This is a genomic window from Microbacterium sp. zg.B48 (assembly GCF_024623505.1).
In the GTDB taxonomy this organism is placed as follows: domain Bacteria; phylum Actinomycetota; class Actinomycetes; order Actinomycetales; family Microbacteriaceae; genus Microbacterium.
In genome coordinates, this window is sequence record NZ_JANJFE010000003.1 from 155,190 (window position 1) to 179,148 (window position 23,959).

Annotated in this window: 27 protein-coding genes; 16 read left to right on the top strand and 11 right to left on the bottom strand. The window is 68.3% G+C overall.

Features of this window, described 5'->3' with window-relative positions; all coding sequences use genetic code 11:
• Position 1 precedes the first annotated feature (1 nt).
• From NQ152_RS02565 to NQ152_RS02585, 5 genes are all read left to right on the top strand, one after another.
• Complete coding sequence (locus NQ152_RS02565) at positions 2-592, top strand: molybdopterin-dependent oxidoreductase (RefSeq protein WP_257502277.1); 591 nt, start codon at positions 2-4, stop codon at positions 590-592.
• Positions 589-1,371, top strand: coding sequence for an FAD-binding oxidoreductase (locus NQ152_RS02570; protein ID WP_257522903.1), 783 nt, complete (start codon positions 589-591; stop codon positions 1,369-1,371). Before NQ152_RS02565 ends, NQ152_RS02570 begins: the two co-directional genes overlap by 4 nt.
• Positions 1,371-1,628, top strand: a complete 258-nt coding sequence (locus tag NQ152_RS02575; protein ID WP_257502275.1) for a DUF6510 family protein — start codon at positions 1,371-1,373, stop codon at positions 1,626-1,628. The genes NQ152_RS02570 and NQ152_RS02575 overlap by 1 nt, the downstream gene beginning before the upstream one ends.
• Before the next feature lies 1 nt (position 1,629).
• The gene (locus NQ152_RS02580) at positions 1,630-2,097 is read left to right on the top strand and encodes a heme-binding protein (RefSeq protein WP_257502274.1); all 468 of its coding nucleotides are present in this window, start codon (positions 1,630-1,632) and stop codon (positions 2,095-2,097) included.
• A gap of 80 nt (positions 2,098-2,177) precedes the next feature.
• Entirely contained in the window at positions 2,178-2,549 is a 372-nt protein-coding gene (locus tag NQ152_RS02585) for a VOC family protein (protein ID WP_257522904.1), read from the top strand.
• Between the two features lie 14 nt (positions 2,550-2,563).
• On the opposite strand, the gene NQ152_RS02590 is transcribed toward NQ152_RS02585, so the two are convergent.
• Complete coding sequence (locus NQ152_RS02590; protein WP_257522905.1) at positions 2,564-3,028, bottom strand: DUF3817 domain-containing protein; 465 nt, start codon at positions 3,026-3,028, stop codon at positions 2,564-2,566.
• Positions 3,029-3,108: 80 nt separating this feature from the next.
• On the opposite strand from NQ152_RS02590, the gene NQ152_RS02595 reads away from it, so the two are divergent.
• Positions 3,109-3,849 carry an EI24 domain-containing protein gene (locus tag NQ152_RS02595; RefSeq protein ID WP_257522906.1) on the top strand — a complete coding sequence of 247 codons (741 nt, stop codon included), beginning with the start codon at positions 3,109-3,111 and terminating at the stop codon, positions 3,847-3,849.
• A gap of 89 nt (positions 3,850-3,938) precedes the next feature.
• On the opposite strand, the gene NQ152_RS02600 is transcribed toward NQ152_RS02595, so the two are convergent.
• A complete protein-coding gene (locus NQ152_RS02600) occupies positions 3,939-6,512 on the bottom strand; it encodes an ATP-dependent Clp protease ATP-binding subunit (protein WP_257522907.1) in 2,574 nt (857 codons plus the stop codon).
• Positions 6,513-6,708: 196 nt separating this feature from the next.
• Between NQ152_RS02600 and NQ152_RS02605 the strand changes: the two genes are divergently transcribed.
• Positions 6,709-7,077 (top strand): UBP-type zinc finger domain-containing protein, encoded by a 369-nt coding sequence (locus tag NQ152_RS02605; protein ID WP_257522908.1) that lies wholly within the window; start codon positions 6,709-6,711, stop codon positions 7,075-7,077.
• A 130-nt stretch (positions 7,078-7,207) separates the two neighbouring features.
• Here NQ152_RS02605 and NQ152_RS02610 read toward each other — a convergent pair whose 3' ends face one another.
• Together NQ152_RS02610 and NQ152_RS02615 are read right to left on the bottom strand one after the other, a co-directional pair.
• Positions 7,208-7,951, bottom strand: coding sequence for a hypothetical protein (locus NQ152_RS02610; RefSeq protein ID WP_257522909.1), 744 nt, complete (start codon positions 7,949-7,951; stop codon positions 7,208-7,210).
• Positions 7,948-8,127, bottom strand: coding sequence for a hypothetical protein (locus NQ152_RS02615; protein ID WP_257522910.1), 180 nt, complete (start codon positions 8,125-8,127; stop codon positions 7,948-7,950). The genes NQ152_RS02610 and NQ152_RS02615 overlap by 4 nt, the downstream gene beginning before the upstream one ends.
• A 155-nt stretch (positions 8,128-8,282) precedes the next feature.
• Between NQ152_RS02615 and NQ152_RS02620 the strand changes: the two genes are divergently transcribed.
• Positions 8,283-9,650, top strand: coding sequence for a glucose-6-phosphate dehydrogenase (locus tag NQ152_RS02620; protein WP_257522911.1), 1,368 nt, complete (start codon positions 8,283-8,285; stop codon positions 9,648-9,650).
• Between the two features lie 39 nt (positions 9,651-9,689).
• On the opposite strand, the gene NQ152_RS02625 is transcribed toward NQ152_RS02620, so the two are convergent.
• Positions 9,690-10,730: a serine hydrolase gene (locus NQ152_RS02625; protein ID WP_257522912.1), complete on the bottom strand. Its 1,041-nt coding sequence runs from the start codon at positions 10,728-10,730 to the stop codon at positions 9,690-9,692.
• A 147-nt stretch (positions 10,731-10,877) separates the two neighbouring features.
• Between NQ152_RS02625 and NQ152_RS02630 the strand changes: the two genes are divergently transcribed.
• A complete protein-coding gene (locus tag NQ152_RS02630; protein WP_257522913.1) occupies positions 10,878-11,438 on the top strand; it encodes a site-specific integrase in 561 nt (186 codons plus the stop codon).
• Between the two features lie 89 nt (positions 11,439-11,527).
• Here the strand turns inward: NQ152_RS02630 and NQ152_RS02635 are convergent, their stop codons facing one another.
• From NQ152_RS02635 to nrdH, 5 genes are all read right to left on the bottom strand, one after another.
• Complete coding sequence (locus NQ152_RS02635; protein WP_257522914.1) at positions 11,528-12,430, bottom strand: hypothetical protein; 903 nt, start codon at positions 12,428-12,430, stop codon at positions 11,528-11,530.
• 407 nt (positions 12,431-12,837) lie between these two features.
• Positions 12,838-13,815 (bottom strand): class 1b ribonucleoside-diphosphate reductase subunit beta, encoded by a 978-nt coding sequence (nrdF, locus tag NQ152_RS02640; protein WP_257502261.1) that lies wholly within the window; start codon positions 13,813-13,815, stop codon positions 12,838-12,840.
• 49 nt (positions 13,816-13,864) lie between these two features.
• Positions 13,865-16,024: a class 1b ribonucleoside-diphosphate reductase subunit alpha gene (gene nrdE, locus NQ152_RS02645; protein WP_257522915.1), complete on the bottom strand. Its 2,160-nt coding sequence runs from the start codon at positions 16,022-16,024 to the stop codon at positions 13,865-13,867.
• Positions 16,006-16,476, bottom strand: coding sequence for a class Ib ribonucleoside-diphosphate reductase assembly flavoprotein NrdI (nrdI, locus tag NQ152_RS02650; protein WP_257522916.1), 471 nt, complete (start codon positions 16,474-16,476; stop codon positions 16,006-16,008). The genes nrdE and nrdI overlap by 19 nt, the downstream gene beginning before the upstream one ends.
• Before the next feature lie 14 nt (positions 16,477-16,490).
• Positions 16,491-16,724, bottom strand: a complete 234-nt coding sequence (gene nrdH / locus NQ152_RS02655) for a glutaredoxin-like protein NrdH (RefSeq protein WP_257502258.1) — start codon at positions 16,722-16,724, stop codon at positions 16,491-16,493.
• 358 nt (positions 16,725-17,082) lie between these two features.
• Between nrdH and NQ152_RS02660 the strand changes: the two genes are divergently transcribed.
• Positions 17,083-18,288: an MFS transporter gene (locus NQ152_RS02660; RefSeq protein WP_257522917.1), complete on the top strand. Its 1,206-nt coding sequence runs from the start codon at positions 17,083-17,085 to the stop codon at positions 18,286-18,288.
• A gap of 48 nt (positions 18,289-18,336) precedes the next feature.
• Here NQ152_RS02660 and NQ152_RS02665 read toward each other — a convergent pair whose 3' ends face one another.
• Positions 18,337-18,762: a pilus assembly protein CpaE gene (locus tag NQ152_RS02665; RefSeq protein ID WP_257522918.1), complete on the bottom strand. Its 426-nt coding sequence runs from the start codon at positions 18,760-18,762 to the stop codon at positions 18,337-18,339.
• A gap of 102 nt (positions 18,763-18,864) precedes the next feature.
• Here NQ152_RS02665 and NQ152_RS02670 point away from each other — a divergent pair, with 102 nt between their 5' ends.
• From NQ152_RS02670 to NQ152_RS02695, 6 genes are all read left to right on the top strand, one after another.
• The gene (locus NQ152_RS02670; protein ID WP_257522919.1) at positions 18,865-19,620 is read left to right on the top strand and encodes an alpha/beta fold hydrolase; all 756 of its coding nucleotides are present in this window, start codon (positions 18,865-18,867) and stop codon (positions 19,618-19,620) included.
• Positions 19,617-20,789, top strand: coding sequence for an acyl-CoA dehydrogenase family protein (locus NQ152_RS02675; protein ID WP_257522920.1), 1,173 nt, complete (start codon positions 19,617-19,619; stop codon positions 20,787-20,789). Before NQ152_RS02670 ends, NQ152_RS02675 begins: the two co-directional genes overlap by 4 nt.
• Positions 20,790-20,807: 18 nt before the next feature.
• Entirely contained in the window at positions 20,808-22,079 is a 1,272-nt protein-coding gene (locus NQ152_RS02680) for a DUF445 domain-containing protein (RefSeq protein ID WP_257522921.1), read from the top strand.
• Positions 22,080-22,144: 65 nt separating this feature from the next.
• Positions 22,145-22,492 carry a gamma-glutamylcyclotransferase family protein gene (locus tag NQ152_RS02685; protein WP_257522922.1) on the top strand — a complete coding sequence of 116 codons (348 nt, stop codon included), beginning with the start codon at positions 22,145-22,147 and terminating at the stop codon, positions 22,490-22,492.
• 95 nt (positions 22,493-22,587) lie between these two features.
• Positions 22,588-23,475, top strand: a complete 888-nt coding sequence (locus NQ152_RS02690) for an arginase family protein (protein WP_257522923.1) — start codon at positions 22,588-22,590, stop codon at positions 23,473-23,475.
• Complete coding sequence (locus NQ152_RS02695) at positions 23,472-23,942, top strand: histidine phosphatase family protein (RefSeq protein WP_257522924.1); 471 nt, start codon at positions 23,472-23,474, stop codon at positions 23,940-23,942. The genes NQ152_RS02690 and NQ152_RS02695 overlap by 4 nt, the downstream gene beginning before the upstream one ends.
• Positions 23,943-23,959 lie beyond the last annotated feature (17 nt).

Consider the following 23,959-nt stretch of genomic DNA (forward strand, 5'->3'; position numbering starts at 1 on the left):
CATGTCTTTCATCACTCGTGGCTTCTCCGGCCGACGCGGCGACCGCGATCCGCGGCTTCCCCCGGGCCAGACGCTCGTCGCGGATTGGCCGGTGCTCTCGGCCGGGCCGACCCCTCACGTGGACACCGCCGACTGGGAGTTCTCCATCCGCACCGAGAACGGCGTGCACCGGTGGAGCTGGGACGAGCTGCGCGCACTGGGCGTGGAGGACATCACCACCGACATCCACTGCGTCACGCACTGGAGCAAACTCGAGATGCCCTGGCGGGGCGTTCCGCTGGACAAGATCTGGAAGAGCGTCCAGACCGAACACGAGTACGTCATGGCCCACTCCTACGGCGGCTACACGACCAACCTCCCGCTGGAGGATCTGCTCGACGGCAAGAGCTGGGTCGCGTTCGAGGCCGACGGGGAGCCCCTGGATCCGGAGCACGGCGGGCCGGCACGGCTGCTGGTGCCGCACCTGTACTTCTGGAAGAGCGCGAAGTGGGTGCGCGGGCTGGTCACCATGCCCGACGACGACCCGGGGTTCTGGGAGCAGAACGGCTACCACCTGCACGGTGACCCATGGCTGGAGGAGCGGTACTGGTGAGCGGGCCGGCTCCGGCGGATGCGCCCCCCGCGAAGGCGCACCGGCGGGCGGGCTGGCACACGGCGACCGTGACCGACTCCCGGCCGGAGACCCCGACGGCGCGGCGCATCGCGTTCGAGGTGCCGACCTGGCCGGGCAACGACGCCGGATCGCACCTGGATGTCCGCCTGACCGCACCCGACGGGTACCAGGCCACCCGGTCCTACTCGATCGCCTCCTCGGGCGAGGGCACACGCGTCCTCCTCGCCGTCGATGAGCTGCCCGACGGAGAAGTCTCGCCGTTCCTGGTGCACGACCTGCGTGAAGGGGACCAGGTGGAGATGCACGGGCCTCTCGGTGCGTACTTCGTGTGGACGCCCCCACCGGCAGGCGAACCGTCCCGGCCGGTGCAGCTGATCGCCGGCGGCTCCGGCGTGGTCCCGCTGTTCGCAATGGCCCGCGCGCACGCCGAAGCGCACGATGCGACCGAGTTCCGCCTGCTGTACTCGGCACGCACGCCGCAGGACGTGTTCTTCCGCGCCGAGCTGGAACAGCTCACTGCCGCCGCTCCCGCGCTGTGGCTGGATTTCGTCTACACCAGACAGGTTCCGGAGGGGTGGCCGACCGGTCCCGGCCGGATCACCCGCGAGGTGCTGGACGCGGCGACGCTGCCCGCGGCATCCGACCCGCTGGTGTTCGTGTGCGGCCCGACGCCGTTCGTGGAGACGGTGGCGGGGTGGCTGGTCGATTCCGGGCACCGGCCCGGCAGCGTCCGTACCGAGAGATTCGGAGGCTCGTGATGACGAAGTTGGATGGAAACGTCCTGGCCGGACGCCTGGTGGACATGCTCGGGTGGGATGCCACCACGGCGGAGGCCCGCTGCACCACGTGCGGCACGCACGGGATGATCGCAGTCGCAGTCGTGTACGCGACAGCGATGGGCACGGTCGCCCGCTGCAGCCACTGCGACAGTGTGCTGGCGACGTTCGTCGAAGGCGACGGTGGTCGTGTCTGGTTCGGCATGCCCGGCATCAGCGCCCTGGAGGTGAGCCGCTGACATGCCCGATCTTCCGGTGTTCACCATCGAGGATCTCGAGGCGGTCCCCCCGTTCGACCGCCCCGCCTTCGACAACGACGACGCCGTCACGCTCGGCCTGCTCGCCGTCGAGATGATCCGCAATCACGGCGGCAATCTCGCCGTGCGCATCGTGCTGCGCGGAGACGAGGTCTTCCTCGCCAAACTGGGCGCCACCGGCCCGGTCAACGATGTCTGGCTCGCCGGAAAGGCAGCCGTGGCGGAACGGTTCGGCGAGCCTTCGCTGCTGGTGCGACGGCGGCACGAAGCGGCCGGCACGCCGTTCGCGGAACGAACCGACCTCGACCACGACCTCTTCCGCGCGCACGGCGGGGCGGTGCCGATCTTCGTCGCGGGCGAACTCGTCGGCACCATCACGATGTCGGGCGAACCGGATGTCATCGACCATGCCGTCGCGGCGGAGACCCTCCGGCGCTTCCGGTCCCTCTGACCGCGGATCCGGACCGGACGTGTCCGCGGTGGTCCCTACAGTGGGCGCCGGCGCACCCGCGCCGGAGGAAGGGCAGCGACATGGACTGGAAGATCGAACTCGTCTTCGTGCCGGTGACGGACGTCGATCGTGCGAAGGATTTCTACGGCATGATCGGCTTCTCAGCCGATCATGACCAGGTGCCGTTCGACGGGCTCCGCTTCGTGCAGATGACGCCCCCGGGATCGGCGTGCTCGATCGCGTTCGGCGAAGGCCTCGGCATCGACCTGCCACCCGGGCAGCAGAACACGATCCAGGTCGTCGTGCCGGATGCCGATGAGGCGCTCGCGCACCTCCGCTCGCTCGGCGTGGAGGCCAGCGGCGTGGACGACCAGGCGTGGGGTCGTTTCGTGACCTTCGACGATCCGGACGGGAACACCTGGACGCTGCAGCAGCTGCCTGCCCGCGACTGACCCGGCCGGGGCTGCTATTCGCGCCCTCCCGGCGGACCCAGGACCAGCAGCACCACAAAGACCGCGATCACGGCCCCGGCGATCAGCAGTGCCAGGATCCACGGACGGCGCAGCAGCACCCGCATGAGGCGGTCGTGCCATGCGGCATCGCGCGGATCATCGGATTCCGCGACCCGCCACGCCCCGGAAAGCCGTCCCGTGCGGTCGAGCCAGAGTTCGGTGGGGATGGTCGCGTACGGAATGATCGCGCTCACCACGGCGATCGCCGTCGGCCCGACGCCCCACCGCTGATTCTTGGCGACCAGGATGGCAGTGGCCCCATAGGAGAGGAAGACGAATCCGTGGATGCCGCCGCCGATCGTCACGGCGAGGGGAACGTCCAGGGTCGCCCTGATGATCAGCCCCGTGATCAACAGGGTCCATGAGATGGCCTCGGCGACCGCGAGCGTGCGGAACAGAGTTCGGGGTGCGCGGAACACAGGTCTCCTCTGCGGGTGGCGGAACGTACGAGCCTACGCGGGTCCGGGACCCGCCTCCGCGCGCCCGTAGGCTGTCAGCGATGCGCGAGTTCATCGGAGGGATGGGGCTGCTCGGCCGCGGGTTCGCCTATTGGCGTCGCAGGCCCGGCCTCATGGCGCTCGGACTGATCCCCGCCGGGATCGTCGCGGCGGTACTGCTGGCCGGACTGATCGCCCTCGGTGTCGCGCTGCCAGGGCTCACCGTCGCGATCACCCCGTGGGCGGATGGCTGGCCGGGGCTGTGGGCGACGGTCGTGCGCGTCACGATCGGCACAGCCATGGTGGGCGCCGCGCTCGTGCTCGTGGCGGTCTCGTTCACCGCGCTGACTCTGATCGTGGGCGAGCCGTTCTACGACCGGATCTGGCGGTCGGTCGAGCGTGACCTCGGGGATGCCGAGATCGACGCCGATGCGGGCTTCTGGCGGTCGGTGCGCGATGGTGTCGGATTGTTCCTGCGCGGTGTGCTGGTTGCCGTCTGCGCGGCGTTGGTGGGGCTGATCCCCGTCGTCGGCGGAGTCCTCGGGGCGGTGCTGGCCGTGCTGCTGACCGGCTGGCTGCTGGCCGAGGAGCTTTCGTCGCGCGCGTTGTCCGCTCGGGGTGTGCAGCGCGCACAGCGGCGCGTGCTCATGAGAGCCAACCGTGCCCGCGTGCTGGGGTTCGGCGTCGCCACCCAGCTGTGCTTCCTGGTGCCGCTCGGAGCGGTCGCCACGATGCCGGCGGCCGTGGCGGGGTCGACGGTTCTCGCGCGGTCGCTTCTGGCCAAGAAACCGGTGGAGCGCTGAGCCGTGTCCGGCCCGCGGAGGCACCGGCGCCTCGGACACGAAGAACGTGCGCCGCGATTGCGGCGCACGTTCTTGTCATGCAGGGATGATCAGGCAGCGACCGGGAGCACCTGTGCGCTGGAGACCATGACTGCGCCGTCCCGTGCGTCGACGGTGACGGCCCCGCCGTCGACGAGCTCGCCGTTGACGAACAGCTCGGCGATCCGGTCATCCACCTCGCGCTGGATGAGGCGGCGGAGCGGGCGAGCGCCGTACTCGGGCTCGTAGCCGTTGTCCACCAGCCAGTCGATCGCGGCGTCCGTGACCTGGAGTGTGACCTCGCGTCCGGCCAGCCGCTGCTCGGTCGCCCCGAGCATCAGCCGCACGATCTCGCGCAGCTGCGCTCGGGCCAGCTTGCGGAAGAGCACGATCTCGTCGATGCGGTTGAGGAACTCAGGGCGCATCGCCTCGCGAAGCTTGCCCATGACGCGGTCGCGCAGATCCTTCTCGCTGCCGAACCCGGTCTCCCCGCCACCATCTGCGACGAACCCGATGGCACCCGATCGGGAGGCGAGGAACTCGCTTCCGATGTTCGAGGTCATCACGATGACGGTGTTGCGGAAGTCGACGGTGCGACCCTGACCGTCGGTCAGGCGGCCGTCATCGAGCACCTGCAGCAGCAGGTTGAACACGTCGGGGTGCGCCTTCTCGATCTCGTCGAACAGCACGATCGAATACGGGTTGCGCCGCACACGTTCGGTCAGCTGACCGGCCTCGTCGTAGCCGACGTATCCCGGAGGGGCGCCGACCAGCCGCGATACGGTGTGCCGCTCGCCGAACTCGCTCATGTCGAACCGGATCACGTTGCCACCTGTGCCCGTGCCCGTGGAGGGGTCGTCGTACAGGCTCGCGGCCAGGGCCTTGGCCAGCTCGGTCTTGCCGACGCCGGTGGGGCCGAGGAACAGGAACGATCCGACCGGCCGGCGCGAGTCGCCCATGCCGGTGCGGTTGCGACGCACGGCCTTGGCGACCGCGGTGACCGCGTCATCCTGGCCGATCACCCGCGCGTGCAGCTCGTCCTCGAGGGCGGCGAGGCGCTCGCGGTCGGTCTCGGTGAGCCGCTGAACCGGAATGCCGGTGGCGCGGCTGATCACGGCGGCGATCTCCGGCTCGTCCACGACCGCGGTCGGGGCGGGCTGCGAGGTGGCCTGGTTCAGACGCTCCTGGACCTCCGCGATCTGGTCGCGGATGCGGGATGCCTCTTCGTACTTCTCCGCTCCGACGGCGGCGTTCTTGTCCGCCTCCAGCTCGGCGAGCCGGGCCATCAGTGCCGAGACATCCACCTTGACGCCCAGCCGGAGGCGCAGACGCGCGCCGGCCTGGTCGATCAGGTCGATGGCCTTGTCCGGCAGGACGCGGTCGGAGACGTAGCGGTCGCTCAGCTCGACGGCCGCGCGCAGAGCGTCATCCGTGTACGTGACCGCGTGGTGCTGCTCATAGGCGGGCCGCAGTCCGCGCAGGATCAGCACGGCATCCTCCCGGCTCGGTTCCGCGACGCGGACCGGCTGGAACCGGCGCTCCAGTGCCGGGTCCTTCTCGATGACCCGGTACTCCTTGAGGGTGGTCGCACCGACCAGGTGCAGATCACCGCGGGCCAGGCGGGGCTTGAGGATGTTTCCGGCATCCATCGCACCCTCGCCGCCGCCGCCGGCACCGACGACGGTGTGCACCTCGTCGATGAAGAGGATGAGCTCGCCGGCCAGGCTGGAGACCTCGTCCATCGTGGCGGTCAGGCGCTCTTCGAAGTCGCCGCGGTACCGGGTACCGGCCAGCATGGCGGGCAGGTCGAGGGAGATCACGCGCTTGTCACGCAACTGCTCGGGCACCGCCTCGGCGACGATGGCCTGGGCGAGGCCCTCGACGATCGCGGTCTTGCCCACACCGGCCTCGCCGACCAGCACGGGGTTGTTCTTCGTGCGCCGGCTGAGGATCTCGATGGTCTGCTCGATCTCGTCCTCGCGGCCGATCACGGGGTCCAGCGAACCCGCGCGCGCACGCGCGGTCAGGTCGGTGCCGAACTTGTCGAGCATGGGCGTCTGGGAGGCCGCGGCATCCTGACCCTGCTCGGTCACCGGCTCGCCGGTGGGAGACACGGTCTGGCGCGCGCCCTGAAGCAGCGCGTCCGCCGTGACGCCGGCCTGGGCGAGGATCTGCCCCGCCGGGGCGTCCTGGCCGAGGACGAGCGCGAAGAAGAGGTGCTCGGGGTCGACGTAGGTCGAGCCGGAGGAGCGCGCCACCTGGAAGGCGTGGAAGAGCGCGCGCTGCACGGACGGGGTGATCACGGCGCCTTCGACGTCGGCCGGGTCGGATGACTGCGGCAGGCGCTGCTCGGCGGCGCGCGCGATCGCGGCCGGGTCGGCGCCGATGCGCTGCACCGCGTCCTTGGCGGGCGATTCGCTCACGAGGATGCGCAGCACGTGCAGGGCGTCCAGCTCACGCTGGCCGCGCTCCAGCGCGAAGGCGCCGGCCTGCTGCAGGAACTGCTGTGTGCGCAGGCTCAGGAAGCGTGTCAGGTCGATGGACCGCGACGCGCGGGCGCGCTCACCATCGAGGTAGCGCGCAAGGAACTCGTCGAACGCACTCGAGCCGTTTTCGGCATCCTGGGGTGTGAAGTCTTGGGGCATTGTCTCTGGAATCTCTCCTGATGAAACTTGAGTCTTGCTGTGTCAAGTTTAGGTACTTGAGCCAACTCGTATCAACTTAAACGATCTAGCGCCGAGGGTATTCCCAGCATCCGCGGGGCGGTTCGCTTTCGCACACGCTGTCGTCCGTCTCTCGGTAGCATCGCGGGAAGGCCACATCCTCCGGCGAGGAGCAATCATGACCGAACTGTCGGACTACATCGATCCGAGCGTTCCGCCCAGCGGCGATGGCTGCCTGGAATGCGACGAGACCGGCTCGTGGTGGGTGCATCTGCGCCGTTGCGCGCTGTGCGGGCACATCGGCTGTTGCGACGACTCCCTGAACAAGCACGCGACAGAGCATTTCCGCGCCACGGGGCACCGCATCATCCGCAGCTTCGAACCCGGTGAGGACTGGTTCTGGGACTACGTGGCCAACGAATACGCGCGCGGTCCGCGGCTCGCGCCGCCGGAGAGCCACCCGCTGAGCCAGACCGTCCCCGGTCCCGCCGATCGGGTGCCGGCGAACTGGCGAGCAATCCTCGAGGCCGCGGCCGAGGCGGACTGAGTCGCCTCAATCCGAGAACGAGTCCAGGATCGGCACGCGATCGTGGGCGTCCCCCATGGTCCTGGTCGCAGGAGGAGTGCCCACTCCCGGGGCGGCGTTCCCCGTCGGATGCCGCCGCAGACGTGATCGATCAGCCGTCCGACCCGGGGTCGGTGGTCGGGGTGGGCAGCGGGGCGGGCGCCACGCCCGCGGACGGCCCGAAGCGTATCCACGCGCCGGCCGTGCACTGGTAGAACGCGACGACTTCGGTGTCGATGAAGATGTCCCCGTCGGTCTCGCACGCATCATTCGCCGGTGTGCCGACGCCGAGGGAGATCTGGGTGCCTGGCGCACCTGGCGCACCTGCCTCGCCCGGAGAGCCGGTCTCGCCGGCCGCGCCCTCGGGACCGGTCTGGCCGGTGAGGTGCTCAGCCGCCGCGGCGCGGATGTTGCCGACCTTCACCCACTCCCCGTCCTGGAACAGATAGAGATCGGCGGTGGAGATGTCGATGTAGACCTCGCCCTCGTAGCCCTTGCCGGCGGCCGGGACGCCAGACCCGGCGCGGACTGCGGCACCTGCCGGGAGGATCTCCTCGAGCGCGTCCTCATACTCGTCCGTGCTGGGTTCGCTCGTCGCCGTGGGCGTGGTGATGGGCTCCGTGGTCGGCGCGGACTCGGCCGAGCGTGCGAGCGTTGCACCCAGGAAAGACGCCACGAACGACAGCGCGATGACCGCCACCCCGATCCAGATCAGCGCGGCGCGGGTGATGCCCGGCGCCGCGGCCGGCCGCGGCTCGGCGGGCGCAGCGGGCGGGCGCGTGATCGGTGGCGTCTTCTCGTTCGCGGGCGGATGCGTGACGGGCGGTGTGGGCGGCTGTTCCTCGTCTCCGCTCACGGCCGTTCCCCGCCGGGTGACCGACCCGAGACCGCGGCGGTGCGGGCGTGCGCCGCGGACAGACCGTAGTCGTACTGGTACTCGGCGGCACGTCGCCGCCGCCGCAGGGCGGCGAGCCCTACGGCCGCCGCGGCGGTGGCGATCACGACCGCGGCTGCCCGCGCCTTCGGCTGCATGCCCGACACGGTACGCCCGGAGCAGGCGGCAGGACAACCGTGCGCCGGACGTGGATGACCCCCAGCGAGAACGAGCAGAGCGCGCGGAACTAGCACCGGCGGCGCGTGCGCACCAGGGGGCGTTGCGTCAGACGAGCGCGACCTACCCTCGGCTTGTGACCAAGCGCAATGTGCCGGAGAGCGTCAGCATCCTGATCCTGGGAGCCGGCGGCGACCTGACCAAGCGTCTGCTGCTTCCGGGGCTGGCGAGCCTGCTGTCCGCGCACGACTACGACGTGCAGGTGCTCGGCGCCGCGCAGGAGGAACGCACCGACGAGCAGTGGCGGCAGCTGATCCGAGACAGCTTCGGACAGGTCACCGATCCACAGAACGCCGACCGGTATCTCGAGTCGGCACGGTACATCACCGCCGACGTCACCGACCCCGAACAGCTGCGCCTCCTGATCCAGGCGTGCGACCACACGCCGATCATCTACTTCGCCCTGCCGCCGGCCGTCACCGCCCGCGTGTGCGCGGCCCTGCGGCAGCTCGACCTCCCCGCAGGCACCCGGCTCGCCCTCGAGAAGCCGTTCGGCACGGATCTGACTTCTGCCCGCGCTCTGAACCGCCTCATCGCGCAACTCGTGCCGGAAGAGCAGGTGTTCCGCATCGATCACTTCCTCGGGATGTCCATGGTGCTCAACATCCTCGGACTGCGTTTCGCGAATCAGTTCTTCGAGTCGGTGTGGAACGGCCGCCGCATCGAGCGCATCGAGATCGTGTACGACGAGCTGCTGGGCCTGGAGGGACGCGGCGGCTACTACGACCGCGCCGGTGCGCTGATCGACATGCTGCAGAGCCACCTGCTCGAGGTGCTCGCGCTCATTGCGATGGAGCAGCCACCGCGGCTGAACGAAGTGGAACTGCGATCGAACGCGGCCCAGATCCTGCGCGCGACACACGTCTGGGGCGACGACCCGGCTGCCTCCAGCCACCGAGCACGCTATACGGCCGGCAAGGTGGGCGATCGTTCGCTGCCTTCTTATACGGACGAACCGGGTGTGGACCCGGCGCTGAAGACCGAGACGCTCGCGCAGGTGACGCTCGAGGTGGACACCGCACGGTGGCGCGGCGTGCCATTCGTGCTGCGGTCGGGCAAAGCGATCGGGAATTACACCACGCAGGTCCGCGTGCGCCTGCGGCCGGTCCCGGAGATCCCCGGATTCGGCGGCGCACCGGCCCCCGACTCCATCATGCTCGACCTCAAGTCCGGGGCGGTGGAACTGGGGCTGACGATGAACGGGAGTGGCGATCCGTTCACCCTCGAGCGCAGCACGCTGGTCGCGAAGAAGGAGCTCGGCGACCTCCTGCCCTACGGCCAGGTCCTGCAGGGCATCGTCGAGGGCGACCCGCTGCTTTCGGTGCGAGCCGACATGGCAGAAGAATGCTGGCGCATCTTCGATCCGGTGATCAGCGCGTGGCGCAAGGACGAGGTCCCGCTCGAGGAGTACCCCGCGGGGTCTCTCGGCCCGAAGGGCTGGTGAGCCCGCGCTTTGCCGGGTGGGCCCTTGCACCTTCTCCTGTCAGCTCTCGTCCGCGAATTTCCCGCGAACCGTCCCGTCCATGGCGTCCGCGAGGGCGTAGATCACCGGCCAGGCGCCCTCCGAGCTGTTGCCGAGTACAGTCACCGTGGTGCGCGTCTCGGGGACGTGCGTGGACCGGAATGATGCGCCGGCGTCGTAGCCCTCCAGGATCAGCGAGGAGTTGCGGCGGCCGAGCCACAGCCCCATCCCGTACCGCTTGTGCTCCGACGGAACGTCGAAGCGAGGACGAATCATCTCCGCCAGGGAGGACGGCGACACGATCCGCCCGTCCAGTAATGCGTTCCAGAACCGGTGCAGGTCGTCCGCAGTGAAGTACATCCCGCCGTCGCCGTTGCCTCGGACCGGGAGATGCAGCACGTTGGTGCGGTTGCCTCGCTCGTCCAGGTAGCCGAGCGCAGCATCCCCGGGGAGGTCATCGGAGCGGAGGAATCCCGAGCCGGTGAGCCCCGCCCGATCGCAGACCTCGGTCTGGACCAGTTCATGAAAACCGCGGCCGTCCACCCGCTCGGCGATGAGTGCGAGCACCACGTACCCGCCATTGCAGTAGGAGAATCGCGCGCCGGGCGGGAACTTCTGTGGGAAGCCGTCGAGGGCGGGCAGGAACGCCTCGGTTTCTGCGAGCAGATGCAGCGGAATGGAGAAGACGTAGTCGTCGGTCTCTCCGTCGCCGTCCTCGTCAAGGTAGTCGCCGATGCCGGAGGTGTGCGTGAGCAGCTGCTCGATCGTGACCGCGTCATCGATCAGAGGCAGGTCGTCGCCGAGGATCGGACGCACCCGGTCCTGCAGGCCGAGCGTCCCGTCCTCGACCAGCCGCATGATCATCAGCGCGGTGACGCCCTTGTTGCCGCTCGCGGCCGAGATACGGGTGCTCGGGGTGTTCGGCACTCCGAGGGCGCGGTTCGCGAACCCCTCGCAGCGCTCGAGCGTGCGCCGGTCGCCGACATCGACGGTGAGCACGCCGGTGAACGACTCCGCTGTGATAGCGGCGTCCAGCGCTTCGGGGGTGAGGGGAATGGTCATCGCGGACTCCGTGACGGCGGGGATGGGGTTGAAAACTCATGCCGATCGAGTCCAAACGAGGATGCCGGACCCGGCGGGATGTGCCTCTTACGCTACTTCTCCCCCACCCGCGCGAAAGGTCCTCAGCGGCGGACTCGCTACGGTCCGTTGGAACGCCACATAGGCCTTCTGGTCCACCTGCTCGCGTACTCCGGGCTCAGATGGGGTGAAGCCGTCGCGCTGCGCGTGAGGCACCTGGACATGCTCCGCCGGCGCATCCTCGTCGAGGACAACGCCGTCCGCGTCGACGGCGTGTACGAGCACGGAACACCAAAGAGCGGCTTGAGCCGTGAGGTCATGATCCCGCCGTTCATGCTCCCAAAGCTGGCACGGCTCTGTGAGGGGAAGACGCGGGACGGGTTCGTGTTCGGCGCCGGGGTGTCCCCCGCCCCGTACCCGGATTCGACATCGGGCTGGTTCGTTGGCGCTGTGCGACGCGCGCAGCTCGCTGACGCGACGTTCCCGACGATCACCCCGCACGACGTGCGTCACACTGCGGCGTCGCTCGCGATCAGCTCAGGCGCGAACGTGAAGGCCGTGCAGAGGATGCTCGGACACGCGTCGGCCGCCATGACGCTCGACGTGTATGCGGAGTTGCTTGACCACGACCTCGAGGCAGTCGCCGTAGCGATGAGCGTTGCCAGGACGTCCGCCGTCTCCGAGCGCTGATCTGCAGAAACGGGCCACAGAACAGCTGAGGAAATCACAGTTCATCAGAGATGGGTGCGAGCCGATTGCAGCTCGCACCCATCGCCCGCCTAGGCCACGCGCTCCTGGTCGCGAAGCCACGCGCTGACGTAAGCGTCGAAGACATCGAGCAGGTCGGCCTGGCCTTGCAGCGCATGCAGAGTCAGCCTGATGTTTGACTCATGCACCGGACGCAGATCGCTCCGACGCGCGAGCTCGTGCTTCGGCGTCTTGATCAGCTGCTTCGTCGTCGGCGAATACCGCGATTCGGCCTCCTGCACGAATCCCAACGCGGTCACATTGTGGAACCGGGGTGCCGTCACGAGCGGATTGCGGCGCCCCCATTGCTTCGGTACGAGCAGAAGTGCCCTGCCTTCCGGAGCGGGCAGAGTGACGGAACGATAGGCCCACTCGCCCCTGCTTGAGTCCCACATCTTCGCCCTGACCTCGACGACCTCACGCTGCAGCTCGGGATAGGCGACCATCATCTCGCGTGTGAACTCAGCGAGGGCCGCGTAGATCACGCGCGTGGTCACGTCGGAGCAAATGTCAGCCCCGAGGCCCTCCACGAACACCGGAAGGTGTTCGAGGCGCCTCAACATTCCCACCTCGACGAGCGCCTGCAGGTCGGTGCTAATCGCCTCCCAAATGGACACGCCGATGCTGCTGGCGCCCCCGCGACCGAAGAAGCCGATCTCCGACATGCCGAAGCGAGTCTCCCAAGGTTCGCGGAAGCCTGCCAGCAGGTCCCGGCCCCGGGCCGTCGCGGCCCGCGATCCGTCGAGGACACAACCGGTGATTTCGGCGAGGAAGGAGTCCGCCGCCGCGATCGCGGTCGCCCGGTATGGTTCGGGTCCGCTGCTCAGCCGAATGGCGAGCATGTCGACGAACAGGAGGTTGTCCTCGTCGATCAAGACATCGACGAACGGAACCTCGCCGTCGAGCTGGTAGTGGTCAGTAATTCGCTGCGTCATGAGAGACGCCTTCCTGGGCGATGCCCAATCAGGACGCTCGAATCTCGGAGTGGGCACCCTGTGCGCCCGCGGACTCCGATACGCTGAGGATGACCTAGCAGTCACCTTGGCGTTTTCGAGACGTCGAATCTGGCCCGAACTCATTGCAGTGAGTGCGGGCCAGAGGTCTTTACAGGTGTGTTCACGGCGGGCGGTCGCCGGAACGGCCGTGAGGGCTCCCACAGATGTGTGGAAGCCCTCACGGGGGTCGTTGATGACGCCGGCGTCAAGTCGACGGCGCGGTCGGTGTCGGACGGATGTGGTTGTTGCGTGGGCAAACGCGACGACCAGCGCGAACAGCAGCGTCGCGGCGCTCGCTGTTGCTCCGTTCGCGTGTTGCACGCTGTACCCCCCCTTGACCTGGACTTCTAGAAGTCCCAGTCGTCGTCCTCGGTCGCCTCGGCCTTGCCGATCACGTACGAGGAACCGGACCCGCTGAAGAAGTCATGGTTCTCGTCGGCGTTCGGCGAGAGCGCGGACAGGATCGCCGGGTTCACGTTGGTGACCGATGACGGGAACATCGCCTCGTAGCCGAGGTTCATCAGGGCCTTGTTGGCGTTGTAGTGCAGGAACTTCTTGACGTCTTCGGTCAGACCGACGCCGTCGTAGAGGTCCTGCGTGTACTGCACCTCGTTGTCGTACAGCTCGTACAGCAGCGAGAAGGTGTAGTCCTTGATCTCGTCACGCTCGGTCTGGCTGACGCGCTCGAGACCCTTCTGGAACTTGTAGCCGATGTAGTAGCCGTGCACGGCCTCGTCGCGGATGATCAGGCGGATCAAGTCGGCCGTGTTGGTCAGCTTGGCCCGCGACGACCAGTGCATGGGCAGGTAGAAGCCCGAGTAGAACAGGAAGCTCTCCAGCAGCGTGGAGGCCACCTTGCGCTTGAGCGGGTTGTCGCCCTGGTAGTACTCCATCACGATCTGAGCCTTCTTCTGAAGGTTCGGGTTCTCGACCGACCACCGGAACGCCTCGTCGATCTCCTTCGTCGAGCACAGCGTGGAGAAGATCGAGGAATAGCTCTTGGCGTGCACCGACTCCATGAACGCGATGTTCGTGTAGACGGCCTCCTCGTGCTGGGTGATCGCATCGGGGATGAGCGAGACCGCGCCCACCGTGGCCTGCACCGTGTCCAGCAGCGTGAGACCGGTGAACACGCGCATCGTGAGCAGCTGCTCGTCGGGGGTCAGCGTGTTCCAGGACTGGATGTCGTTGGAGAGCGGGATCTTCTCGGGCAGCCAGAAGTTGTTGACGAGGCGGTTCCACACCTCCACGTCCTTATCGTCCTCGATGCGGTTCCAGTTGATCGCCTGAACGTGGTCCAGAAGCTTGAGCTTCTCGGGGGTCATCTTCTCTTCTTCCTTCGCTTCATCTGGCCACTCGGCAACCGCAGACCGGTCAGAGCATGCACGAGACGCACTCGGTCATGTCCGTGCCCTCGAGTGCCATCTGACGCAGACGGATGTAGTAGATCGTCTTGATACCCTTGCGCCACGCGTAGATCTGCGCCTTGTTGATATCGCGCGTGGTGGCGGTGTCCTTGAAGAACAGCGTCAGCGAGAGTCCCTGGTCGACATGCTGCGTCGCCGCGGCGTAGGTGTCGATGACCTTCTCGTAGCCGATCTCGTACGCGTCCTGGTAGTACTCCAGGTTGTCGTTGGTCATGAAGGCGGCCGGGTAGTAGACGCGACCGAGCTTGCCTTCCTTGCGGATCTCGATCTTCGAGGCGATCGGGTGGATCGAGCTCGTGGAGTTGTTGATGTAGGAGATCGAGCCGGTGGGGGGAACGGCCTGCAGGTTCTGGTTGTAGATGCCGTGCTGCTGGATGGACGCCTTCAGCGCGACCCAGTCCTCCTGCGTGGGGATGTGCTTGCCGGTGAACAGCTCCTTGACCTTCTCGGTCTCGGGAACCCACGCGCGCTCGATGTACTTGTCGAAGAACTCTCCGGTGGCGTAGCTGGAGTCGGCGAAGCCGTCGAACGCGCGACCACGCTCGATCGCCAGGTTGTTCGAGGCCCGGAGGGCGTGGAACAGCACCGTGTAGAAGTAGATGTTCGTGAAGTCGATGCCCTCTTCGGACCCGTAGTGCACGTGCTCACGGGCGAGGTAGCCGTGCAGGTTCATCTGCCCGAGACCGATCGCGTGCGAGCGGTCGTTGCCGTCCTCGATGGAGCGGACCGAGGCGATGTGGCTCTGCTCGCTCACCGCGCTCAGCGCGCGGATCGCCGTCTCGACCGTCCGGCCCAGGTCATCGGCATCCATCGACAGGGCGATGTTCATCGAGCCGAGGTTGCACGAGATGTCCTTGCCGATCTCCTTGTAGGAGAGGTCCTCGTTGTACGTGGTCGGCGTGTTGACCTGCAGGATCTCGCTGCACAGGTTGGACATGTTGATCCGGCCCTTGATCGGGTTCGCCCGGTTCACCGTGTCCTCGAACATGATGTACGGGTATCCGGACTCGAACTGGATCTCCGCGATCGTCTGGAAGAACTCGCGGGCGTTGATCTTGGTCTTCTTGATCCGCGCGTCGTCGACCATCTCGCGGTACTTCTCCGTCACGGAGATGTCCCCGAACGGAACGCCGTAGACCTTCTCGACGTCGTACGGGGAGAACAGGTACATGTCCTCGCCGTTCTTGGCCAGCTCGAACGTGATGTCCGGCACGACGACGCCCAGTGAGAGCGTCTTGATGCGGATCTTCTCGTCGGCGTTCTCGCGCTTGGTGTCCAGGAACCGCATGATGTCGGGGTGGTGGGCGCTGAGGTAGACCGCGCCGGCGCCCTGACGGGCTCCGAGCTGGTTGGCGTAGCTGAAGCTGTCTTCGAGGAGCTTCATGACCGGGATGATGCCCGAGGACTGGTTCTCGATCTGCTTGATCGGCGCTCCGGCCTCGCGGATGTTCGACAGCAGCAGGGCGACGCCGCCGCCGCGCTTGGACAGCTGCAGCGACGAGTTGATGCCGCGCGAGATGGACTCCATGTTGTCTTCGATGCGCAACAGGAAGCACGACACGAGCTCGCCGCGCTGCGCCTTGCCCGAGTTGAGGAACGTCGGTGTCGCCGGCTGGAAGCGGCCGGAGATGATCTCCTCGACCAGATCCTTCGCGAGCTTCTCGTCACCGTCGGCCAGCCCCAGAGCCGTCATCACGACGCGGTCCTCGAACCGCTCGAGGTAGCGCTTGCCGTCGAAGGTCTTCAGCGTGTAGCTGGTGTAGTACTTGAAGGCGCCCAGGAAGGTCTCGAAGCGGAACTTCTTGGAGTACGCGAAGTCGTTGAGCTCCTGGATGAAATCGAACGAGTACTTCTCCAGCACGGCCGGCTCGTAGTACTGCTTCTCGACGAGGTAGTCGAGGCGCTCCTTCAGCGTGTGGAAGAAGACCGTGTTCTGGTTGACATGCTGCAGGAAGTACTCGCGCGCGGCGCGCTTGTCCGCATCGAACTGGATCTTGCCGTTCGCGTCGTACAGGTTCAGCATCGCGTTCAGCGAGTGGTAGTCCATACCCTCGAATCGCGCGTCCGCGTTGAACGCCTTCTCTTCCTTCACTGCAGCTTCCACCATCGTTCCAATCCTTCGCTCACGCGATCCACGTCTTCGGGTGTGCCGAACATTTCCAGCCGGTACAAGTGCGGCACGGAGCACTTGCGGCTGATGATCTCTCCGGCGAAGCAGAAGTGCTCGCCGAAGTTGGTGTTGCCCGCGGAGATCACGCCGCGAATGAGGCTGCGATTCTGCTCGTCGTTGAGGAACCGGATGACCTGCTTGGGTACGGCGCCCTTCTCCGCGCCCTTTCCCTGGCCGCCCCCATAGGTGGGGGTCACCAGCACGTAGGGCTCGTCGACGATCAGAGGTGGATCAGAGAGGTGGAGCGGGATTCGCACGGCGCGCATGCCGAGCTTGTCGATGAAGCGGGCCGTGTTGCCGGAGATGCTCGAGAAGTACACCAGCAGCGGCGCGATCTGGCCGGTTCCCTCGGTCGCGCTGCGCTGATGCACGGCGGCCGCAGCAACCATTCTTCCTCCAGACGCTAGGCGAGACGACCGGCGAGTTCGTCGATCTTGTCGGGACGGAAACCCGACCAGTGGTCCTCGTCGGTGACGACGACCGGCGCCTGCAGGTAGCCGAGCGCCTTGACCTGTTCCAGGGCCGCGGGGTCCTGCGAGAGGTCGAGGACCTCGTATTCGATGCCCTTCGAATCAAGTGCGCGGTAGGTCGCCGTGCACTGAACGCAGGAGGGCTTGGTGTAGACGGTGATCGACATGTGTGACCCGTTCTCCCTCAAAATCGTGTGTTTCGTCCGGTGGTCCCCCGCCGGGAGTCCAATACTACATATGGGTACGGACATTGGATAGCACCACAAGGGCTAGTAGTTACATCCGTGTAGTTTTGCACCGCTCTCCACAGATACAACACAGGTTGTCCACCGTTTCATCCACAGGAGACGGATCCGTCCGGAACCTGGAAACACCCTGAATCACGCCGGTTTCGGATGCCGCGGGCACATCTGTCCACAGGCACGACCGTAGCGCCGGGTTCGGACACGGATCGGGCGGTGATATGCACGCTGGGCGTGTCGCCCGCGTGTCGCGGCCGGGCGACGCGACGGATACCGTTGACGGGTGGCCGGGTACAGGGATCTTCTGCGCACGCCCGGCGTCGGCCGGATCATGGCCGCGCAGCTGACGGCGCGATTCCCCAACGGCATGACCAGCCTGGCGATCCTGCTGCACGTCGAGTTCGTGACCGGCTCGTACGGCGCGGCCGGGCTCGTCCTGGCCGCCACGTCCGTGGGACAGGCCATCGCAGGCCCGGTCACCAGCCGCTGGATGGGCATCTGGGGCATGCGCCGCGTGCTCACCACGACCCTCGCGGTCTGCGCGGTCGCCATCACCGTCCTCGCGCTGGTCGAGACGGTCGTCCCCGTCTACATGGTGCTGGGATTGATCGCCGGACTCTCCACGCCTCCGGTGCAGTCCGCCGTGCGCACCATCTACCCGAAGCTGGTCAACTCGCGACAGCTCACGCCGCTGTTCTCGCTGGACGCGTCGCTGCAGGAGATCATCTGGATCGTCGCACCGGTGGTCATCACCCTGGTGGCCACCCAGGCCGGCACGGTGCCGGCGCTCCTGCTGATCGTGGCCATCCTCATCAGCGGCGGGGCGTGGTTCATCCTCTCCCCCGAGGTCGGCCGCGTCCGGATCCCGCGTAGCCGCCGCAGCATCGGAAAGGTGCTGGCCAAGCCGCCGGTCCTGCTGGCCACCGTCATCGGGTTCCTGCTGATCGGTGCCTGCGCGGCGGTGGAGGCCGGGGTCGTCGCGACCTTCGATCACGGCGGCCTGGAGGCGGGGCTCGTGCTGGCCGTCTTCTCGATCGGGAGCCTGGCGGGCGGACTGTCGTTCGGGCACATCCCGATCGGGCGGTGGGCGATGGCCCGGCGACTGGGCATTGTGGCCGTCGGCCTGTCACTGACCGTCGTCTCGCTGAACATCTGGTGGCTCGGCGGCACGCTCTTTCTGGCCGGTATCGGCATCGCACCGGCGCTGGCCGTGCTGTTCGCCATGACCAGCGTCAGCGTCAAATTCAGCGAGACCGCCGAGGCGTACGGATGGATCGGCACCGGCCAGCTGATCGGCGCGGCCGCGGGCTCGGCGGTGGCCGGGTTCCTCATCGACGGCACCGGCCCACAGGGCGCCTACTGGGCCGCGGCGGCGTTCGCGATCGCCGGGACCGTCGTGGCCGTCGCGTGCGTGCGGGCCTTCCCCGACCTGCGCCACCGCGATCCCAGCCCCATCCCGGATACCGAACCGGTCGGCACCATCACCTGAGCCGGTGCGGAGGCAGTCCCCGAGTCAGACCGCGCCGGCGACGATCGCTCAGGCGATGCGGCGCAGCAGCTCCAGGACGGCCATGGCGTACGCGTCGGCCGGTTCCGGATGCTGGAACACCAGCACCTCCTGCTCCTGGGGCTGCTCGGGCCGATTCAACACGATCTCCACCTCGTGCGTGTCCGGCAGACGCCGCAGCGTGCGGAACGCGCCGCGCAGCAGCTCGCGGAGCTGACTCTCCGACGGCAGCCAAAGCGCGTCCTCCAGGGCCACCGAATCCAGCGCCCACTCCGTCGTGCCGTTGAAGGACAGGATCCGCCCGGTGGAGTACTCGCGCGGCTCGATCGTCATCTCGCTGACCGTGAAGACGTCCGCTTCGAACTCGGGCTCGTCCAGCTGGAAGCGGTCACCCGAGCGCGGATGCCACACCAGGCCGGCATCGCGCAGTGCCACGGCCGATTCCGTCGAGATCACCCCTCCATTGTGCGGCCGGATGCCCGCGGATGGGCCGAACCGCATCGGCGGCGAGCGGCGCCCGGGCGCCCGAGGTCCGGCATCCGTCCGTAGCATTGCTGTATGCCCGCACCCGTCACCCTCCCCCGGCTGTCGTGGGGATCGCCCGACGCAGCCCGGCGCGCACTGCTCATCCACGGCCTGGGCTCCAACGGCGCGCTGATGTGGCGCTTCGGCGTTGCGCTGGCCGACGCGGGGTGGCGGGCGTACGCCGTGGATCTGCGCGGTCACGGCGTCGCGCCGCGCGCCCTGGATTACACCATCGCCGCGTACGCGGCCGATGTGGGCGCGACCCGGCCCGATGGCGTGTCGCCCTGGAACCTGGTCGTCGGACACTCCCTCGGCGGCGCCGCGGCGACCGTCGCCAGTGCCGCCGACCCGGGGTGGACACGCCGGCTCGTGCTGGTCGACCCGGCGATCCACCTCGCCCCCGCCGACCGCGACACGGTGCGCGAGAGCCAGGAGCGCTCCTTCGCCGATCCCACCCCGGCGGCCGTGCGCGCCGAGCACCCGCGCTGGCACGAGCAGGACATCGAGCTGAAGGCCGTGTCCGCCCAGCAGGCGAGCCGATGGGCGGTCGAGCAGACCAGCGTTCAGAATGCGACGTGGGATGTGCGGGATGCCGCGTCCGCGCTCACCGTCCCCACGCACGTGATCGGATCCGACCCGGCGGTGTACTCGATCTTCACCGGACAGCTCGCCGAGCAGGTGCTGGGCAACCCCATGCTCTCGATGTCGGTCGTCGCCGGCGCCGGCCACTCGCCGCACCGGGACGAACCCGACGCGACGATCGCGCAGCTTCTGGGGGCGCTGGCATGATCGGCTTCGACCCCGCGCTCTACCTGCCCGACGACCTGCTGGAGCGGATCCGCGCCCGCGCGGCCGACCACGATCGGGAGAACACCTTCCCCGAGCAGGATCTGGCCGATCTGACGGATGCCGGATACCTCGCGATCCTGGTGCCCACCGACCTCGGCGGCGCAGGCCTGGGTCTTGCCGAAGCATCCGTGCTCCAGCAGCGCCTGGCCGGAGCCGCTCCGGCCACCGCCCTCGCCGTGAACATGCACCTGGTGTGGACGGGCGTGGCGAAGGTGCTCGCGGATCGGGGCGTCACCGACCTTCGGTTCGTGCAGGAGGGCGCCGCAGCCGGCGAGGTCTTCGCCTTCGGCATCAGCGAGGCGGGCAACGATCTGGTGCTGTTCGGCAGTGACACCGATGCCGCCGCCCGATCGGACGGCTCGTACGCGTTCACCGGCACCAAGATCTTCACCTCGCTCGCGCCGGTGTGGACCTGGATCGGGTTGCACGGCCTGGACACCGCCTCGCCGGACGCCCCGAAGCTCGTCTACGCCTTCGTGCCCCGCTCCGAGCAGGAGCAGGGCCGAGTGCTGACCCGGGACGACTGGGACACCCTCGGCATGCGCGGCACGCAGTCCCGCACCACCGAGCTGCACGGCGCGATCTCTCCCGCCGACCGGGTGGTGCGCCGGATCGATCCCGGGCCCAGTCCGGACCCCATCGTCTTCGGCATCTTCAGCGTGTTCGAGGTGCTGCTCGCCTCCGTCTACACCGGCATCGCGCGCCGCGCGCTGGATCTGGCGGTGCAGACGGCGGGCACGCGCCGATCCAAGAAGACCGGCAAGGCATACAGCCAGGATCCGGACATCCGGTGGCGCATCGCCGAGATGGCGTTGGCGTATGACGCACTCCCCCCGGAGCTCGCCGCGATCAGCCGGGACATCGACGACCGCGCCGACCACGGGGCGCGCTGGTTCTCGCTGCTGTCCGGCGTCAAGCACCGGGCGGTCACCATGGCCAAGCGCGTCGTGGACGATGCGATCCTCGTGGCGGGCGGCTCGTCGTACTTCTCCTCCAGCGAGCTCGGCCGCCTCTACCGCGATGTGCTGGCTGGACTGTTCCACCCGTCCGATCCGGAATCGGCCCACGCGACGGTCGCGAGCGCCTGGCTCGGGCCGATCGAACAATGACACGGAACCGGTGATCCGATGACGCGAACTCCGACGGCCCTGCTCAGCCCCGCCGACCAGGAACGCCGCCGCGGGCTGCGGGTCATGAAGGGCGTCGCCCTCGGGGCGCTGGTGTTCATGGCGGTGCTGTTCGTGTTCGCCTTCGCCTTCCAGCAGCAGGTGCCGGCGCTCGCGTACGTCCGCGCGTTCGCGGAGGGCGGCATGGTCGGCGCACTGGCCGACTGGTTCGCCGTCACCGCGCTGTTCCGGCATCCGCTCGGCATCCCGATCCCGCACACCGCGATCATCCCCAGCCGCAAGGACGAGATCGGCCACACCCTGGGCGAGTTCGTCGAGACGGAGTTCCTCCGCGGCGATGTGGTGCGCACCAAGCTCGAGGAGACCGCGATCGCGGCTCGCCTCGGGGAATGGCTGAGCGCGCCCGCGCACGCGGAACGGGTCGGCCAGGAGGTGGCGCTGATGGCCGCCGGCGTGCTGCGCGCCCTCAGCGACGATGATGTCAACGACGTCATCGAGGACCTGGCCCGCGAGCACCTGATCGCACCGCAATGGGGCCCGCCGCTGGGCGCATGGCTGGGCCGCATCGTCGACTCCGGCGCCCATCACGGCGCGGTCGACCTCGGCGTCGACAGCATCTCGACCTGGCTCACCGCCAACCACGAATCCTTCTCCGGACTGGTCTCGCGGCGTCTGCCGTCGTGGGTTCCCTCGATCGCCCAGCGCCTGGTGGATGACACCGTCTACAACGAAGCCGTCAAGTTCGTCGCGGCGGTGCGCGCCGATCCGCAGCATCCGGCGCGCATCGCCGTGGACGGGTACCTCAATCGACTGGCCGAGAACCTGCAGAGCGATCCGGCCACGATGGCGCGGCTCGAGGAGAGCAAGGCCACGCTGTTCGACAGCCCGCGCGTGCGCGAGCTGGCCTCCGAAGCGTGGAACACCGCCAAGGCCGGCCTGCTCGCATCGCTGGCCGACCCGGACAGCGGCCTGCGCCGCCGCGCCGCGCAGGCGCTCAGCGAGATCGGCGAACGTCTGTCCACGGATGCCGCGCTCCAGGCCCGTGTGGACGGATGGGTCACCGAAGCCGCGGTGTTCCTCGTCGATCGCTACCGGCACGACATCGCATCGATCATCACCGACACGGTCGACCGCTGGGACCCCGCCGAGACGACGGAGAAGATCGAGCTGATGGTGGGCCGCGACCTGCAGTACATCCGACTGAACGGCACCGTGGTCGGCGCGCTGGCGGGGGTGGTGATCTTCACCATCGCGCACGCGCTGCTGGGTTGAGAACGCTCGGCGACATGTTGCGAAACGTCAACGGCTGACGCCGACCCGAGCGCTACCCTGAGTGCGTGGTCGAGCGCCCCCAACAGCTGCTGTTCAGCTACGGCACCCTGCAGAGCCCTGTGGTGCAGCTGGACACGTTCGGACGGCTGCTCACCGGCGAGGATGACGTCCTGCCGGGCTTCACGGTGGACTACGCCGACATCGAGGACCCGCGCACCGTGGAACCATCCGGCGCATCGGTGCACCCCATCGTCCGCGCGACCGGCAACGAGCTGGACAAGGTGATCGGCAAGGTTCTGCGGGTCAGTCAGGACGAACTGGACGCCGCGGACGAATACCAGCTCGAGCTGTACCGCAGGGTCGAGGTCCGGCTGGCCAGCGGTCGGCCGGCCTGGGTCTACGTCACGATCTGACCAGGTCACCGTCTGACGACGTCACGGTCTGACCACACCAGCTGACTCGCGCCGCCGCGGACCGCACTGCGACGTCACGGGGTACCGTCGGAGGGGTGACACTCTCCTCCGACGATCTCTGGCCGCGCGCCGGCGACTGGCTCGCGCCGGATTCGTTCGACGGTCCCCTCGACGCGGTGCTGATGGGCGTTCCGACCTGGCGGACGTCGCTCTCGCCGACCGGCGCACATCAGACGCCCGCCGCGGTGCGGGCGGCGCTGCGCCGGTACAGCGCGGCGCTGATGGCCGGGCCGGTCGACCTCGGGACGCTGCGCGTCGCGGACGCCGGCGACATCGCCGAGCCGGACGGTCCCGAGGGCGAGGCCGCCGTCCGCGCCCTGGCCGCAGATGCGCGCGGCCGCGGCGGCCTGGTGGTCGCGCTGGGCGGCGACAACAGCGCGACCTACCCCGTGGCGCAGGGAACCGGTGCGACCGGACTGATCACCCTGGACGCGCATTTCGACCTGCGCGACGGCGTCTCCAACGGCTCCCCCGTCCGACGGCTGATCCAGGACGGGCTGGACCCGCGCCGCGTGGCGCAGATCGGCATCGCCGACTTCGCCAACTCGGCCGCGTACGCCCGGCGTGCCGCGGACTACGGAATCACGGTCATCGGCCTGGACGACGTGCGACGCCGAGGCGTCGCGGACGTCATGGCCGAAGCGCTCGAGGTGGCCGGGGCCGGAGGCGGCGGCATCCACCTGGACATCGACGTGGATGTCTGCGATCGCTCGGTTGCCCCCGGCTGTCCCGCCAGCGTGCCGGGAGGCCTTGCCGCGTGGGAGCTGCGCGCGCTGGCGCGGGCAGCGGCGACCGATCCGGGGGTGGTCTCCGCGGACATCGTCGAGGTCGACGCGACGGCCGACACGCCGGATGAACGCACCGTGCGGCTGGCGGCGCTGTGCGTCCTGGAGTTGCTCGCCGGAGTGGGGGTGCGCGCATGATCCGCCTCGTGCTGGTGCGACACGCGAAATCCGACTGGGGCGACCCGGATCTGGACGACCATGATCGCCCGCTGAACGACCGGGGCATGCGGGACGCGCCGCGCATGGCGCGCGCGCTGGCCGAGACCGGCTTCCGGCCGGAGCTCATCCTCTCCAGCACCGCGCTGCGCGCCCGCACCACCGCCGAGGCGTTCGGCGCGGCCTTCGATGTCGCGGTGAACCTGGACCCGGAGCTGTACGGCGCACCCGCTCGGACGCTGTTCGAGAAGGCCGCCGCCAGCGGTGCGCGGCAGGTCATCGTGGTCGCGCACGACCCCGGGATGAGCGCGCTGGCCGCGAGCCTGTCGGATGACGGCATCGAGCACATGCCGACCTGCGCGGTCGCGACCTTTCGGTGGGACGCTCCAGATTGGGACCACGTCGCGCCGCAAGAGCCCGACGACTGGACCTTCGATACGCCGCGCTGAGCGCGCCGCGCCGCTAC

Coding starts and splice junctions, on each gene's coding strand:
- NQ152_RS02605 (WP_257522908.1), top strand. CDS start 6,709: ATGACCGAACTGTCGGACTACATCGATCCGAGCGTTCCGCCCAGCGGC.
- NQ152_RS02625 (WP_257522912.1), bottom strand. CDS start 10,730: ATGACCATTCCCCTCACCCCCGAAGCGCTGGACGCCGCTATCACAGCG.
- NQ152_RS02585 (WP_257522904.1), top strand. CDS start 2,178: ATGGACTGGAAGATCGAACTCGTCTTCGTGCCGGTGACGGACGTCGAT.
- nrdE (WP_257522915.1), bottom strand. CDS start 16,024: ATGGTGGAAGCTGCAGTGAAGGAAGAGAAGGCGTTCAACGCGGACGCG.
- NQ152_RS02615 (WP_257522910.1), bottom strand. CDS start 8,127: ATGCAGCCGAAGGCGCGGGCAGCCGCGGTCGTGATCGCCACCGCCGCG.
- NQ152_RS02670 (WP_257522919.1), top strand. CDS start 18,865: ATGCCCGCACCCGTCACCCTCCCCCGGCTGTCGTGGGGATCGCCCGAC.
- NQ152_RS02600 (WP_257522907.1), bottom strand. CDS start 6,512: ATGCCCCAAGACTTCACACCCCAGGATGCCGAAAACGGCTCGAGTGCG.
- NQ152_RS02575 (WP_257502275.1), top strand. CDS start 1,371: ATGACGAAGTTGGATGGAAACGTCCTGGCCGGACGCCTGGTGGACATG.
- NQ152_RS02580 (WP_257502274.1), top strand. CDS start 1,630: ATGCCCGATCTTCCGGTGTTCACCATCGAGGATCTCGAGGCGGTCCCC.
- NQ152_RS02595 (WP_257522906.1), top strand. CDS start 3,109: ATGCGCGAGTTCATCGGAGGGATGGGGCTGCTCGGCCGCGGGTTCGCC.
- nrdF (WP_257502261.1), bottom strand. CDS start 13,815: ATGACCCCCGAGAAGCTCAAGCTTCTGGACCACGTTCAGGCGATCAAC.
- NQ152_RS02695 (WP_257522924.1), top strand. CDS start 23,472: ATGATCCGCCTCGTGCTGGTGCGACACGCGAAATCCGACTGGGGCGAC.
- nrdH (WP_257502258.1), bottom strand. CDS start 16,724: ATGTCGATCACCGTCTACACCAAGCCCTCCTGCGTTCAGTGCACGGCG.
- NQ152_RS02635 (WP_257522914.1), bottom strand. CDS start 12,430: ATGACGCAGCGAATTACTGACCACTACCAGCTCGACGGCGAGGTTCCG.
- NQ152_RS02675 (WP_257522920.1), top strand. CDS start 19,617: ATGATCGGCTTCGACCCCGCGCTCTACCTGCCCGACGACCTGCTGGAG.
- nrdI (WP_257522916.1), bottom strand. CDS start 16,476: ATGGTTGCTGCGGCCGCCGTGCATCAGCGCAGCGCGACCGAGGGAACC.
- NQ152_RS02565 (WP_257502277.1), top strand. CDS start 2: ATGTCTTTCATCACTCGTGGCTTCTCCGGCCGACGCGGCGACCGCGAT.
- NQ152_RS02680 (WP_257522921.1), top strand. CDS start 20,808: ATGACGCGAACTCCGACGGCCCTGCTCAGCCCCGCCGACCAGGAACGC.